Genomic DNA, 2077 nt, shown 5'->3' with positions numbered 1-2077 from the left:
TTAGTAGTTCTATCTTTTCTATTACCATCTCTTTTACTTTTGCTTCCTTTATTTTCTTTAGGGTCAGCTCACTATTTCCTGATTTTGCTACTAATTCGCTATATTCCTTACTAGCTTTCTCTTTTGTTTCTTGATTCTCTACTTTAACTTCCAGACCCTCCTTTATCCCTAACTTCGTTATTAACTCTAACCTCGCCTGGAGGGGTAAACTGCTGAGGTGGTACTCATAGCCTCCTCCTCTTGCCTTGCGTGGTCTACTCTTCCAAGATTCCTTCTTAGCTTTTATAAAGATATTTTTATGCTCTCTGGGTAAATTTTCTAGTCTCATTTTTGCTAATTCTCTACAGCTAAACCATTCTTTTTTAACGACACACTTAATTTCTTCATTCATTTATAAAAACTCTTATCTTTAGCCATTTATACTAACTGTGTCGTTCTTTAAAATTCTCTATTTTTCGACACACTTAAAGTTATTTTCATTATGTAAGTGTGTTGTTTTTTTATAATAGTAATTAGGTTGAGGTTTTAACCTATTACCCTTTTTATCATACCTATCTTTCCAAATATCTTTAGGGCGCATATTTAGAATTTTGGCAACAGCTTTTTCACCTTTTTTATTAGGCATATTCAATGCTAACCTGGCTGTCCCTCTTGATAAACTATACTTTTTATCTATATCACTAAAACTAATACCAGCTTTTATTAGTAATATTTTGATTTCTTGTTCATTCATGATTTTTAACCTTTTTTAATCTTTTTAAGCTATTATCAATATTCATATTGTTTAATCAATATTGATTATCAGCTTATATGTAGATATTAGTCTGCATATTTAAAGATGTCAACAATAAAAATATAAAAAAAGCTAGATATGCAAAAAGAAGAGTTTATTAAAGTTGTTGCCCAAAAAATAGTTCTTATAGCTAAAGAAAATTTTGGTTCTCAAAAAAAACTAGCGACCCTATTAAATATTAATGAAAATACTATTGGTAGATGGATAAAAGGTGAGAATTCCCCAGATTTATATACTATCTATAAAATATGTGATATTGCCAACATATCTTTAGATTGGCTAGTGTTAGGAAAAGGATTCGAGGAAGAATCACTAGATATTAATTTATTCAATGAAGTATTTGCTTTAGCTTATACCTTTGCAGGAGAGAAAGATATAGTAATTGACGGTAGCTACTTTATTGCAGCCTATGACTTTGTTAGTAGCAAACTAAAAGAGAATAAAGAAAATAATAAAAAAGAATCTATTAAAAAAATATTTGAAAAGTTTAAACCTCTTGTGTTAACATTAAGACATAATAAATCATAGAGAACCATAGAGTGCCTTTTAATTATAAAGGAGTTCCTATGCATTCTATCAAATCTAAACAAACTATTACTACCTTAACCAAGCAATCTAACCATAAACTTAACATTAAGCCTAATTTATATCCTAAAGATATTAGATGTGCTTCTTGTAGAGCTAAAATATTTCATATCTTAAATAATAATATTATTGAATGTAAGTGTAAGAGGTGTAAAACCATACTAGAACTGGATATTAAAGATATAAAATAGTATCCTAACCTCTTCTTATAAATCACCTATCAATACTAAAAACCCTCACCTTTTAGTACATGGACTACTGTTACCCACTTTTCCCTTATTTTATTAGCATTTCAAGGGTGTTCGCTAAGTTTTATAATACTAAATTCTGCTTTACGGATTTCTGCGGTTTTGGGTACTTCATTTTGTGCCATTTAAAATTTCCCACTCTGCCATTTAATTATTCTCTTACTTTTTATAAATCTCTATTTTTTCATAAAAAAAGGCACTAAAATATGCCTTAATCCCTTTATATCCCAATGCTTCCCATCTAATCCCGATTCATTTACTATACAGTACTACTTCTACCCCTTTGTGCCACTTAATTCTTCCAGTGACACCATATCTTTAAATTTACTTCCTGCCAATTATTTAATACTGCCTCTGTTTTAATTTGTTCAAGATTTACACAAACTCTTCTTACTCTTCCCTGACTTAGCTTTACTAACTTACTTAACAGGTCATCCGCTATTACAACTTT

At 29.8% G+C, this 2077-nt stretch carries 4 protein-coding genes; 2 read left to right on the top strand and 2 right to left on the bottom strand.

The annotated features are described in order from the left end of the window. Together ACQCX0_RS03210 and ACQCX0_RS03205 are read right to left on the bottom strand one after the other, a co-directional pair. Positions 1-391, bottom strand: a 391-nt coding sequence (locus ACQCX0_RS03210) for a DNA-binding protein (RefSeq protein ID WP_462562728.1), incomplete at its 3' end; no start/stop codon positions are given. Between the two features lie 57 nt (positions 392-448). Then, on the bottom strand, positions 449-733 hold the full coding sequence (locus ACQCX0_RS03205) for a helix-turn-helix domain-containing protein (RefSeq protein WP_462562727.1): 285 nt from the start codon (positions 731-733) through the stop codon (positions 449-451). Between the two features lie 138 nt (positions 734-871). Here ACQCX0_RS03205 and ACQCX0_RS03200 point away from each other — a divergent pair, with 138 nt between their 5' ends. Together ACQCX0_RS03200 and ACQCX0_RS03195 are read left to right on the top strand one after the other, a co-directional pair. Then, positions 872-1321: a helix-turn-helix domain-containing protein gene (locus ACQCX0_RS03200; RefSeq protein WP_462562726.1), complete on the top strand. Its 450-nt coding sequence runs from the start codon at positions 872-874 to the stop codon at positions 1319-1321. Positions 1322-1359: 38 nt separating this feature from the next. Beyond that, positions 1360-1569, top strand: coding sequence for a hypothetical protein (locus ACQCX0_RS03195; protein WP_462562725.1), 210 nt, complete (start codon positions 1360-1362; stop codon positions 1567-1569). Positions 1570-2077 lie beyond the last annotated feature (508 nt).

The organism is Candidatus Hepatincolaceae symbiont of Strigamia maritima (genome assembly GCF_055505085.1).
The sequence above is the reverse complement of the archived record's forward strand: the minus strand, read 5'-3'. Positions and strand labels throughout refer to the sequence as shown.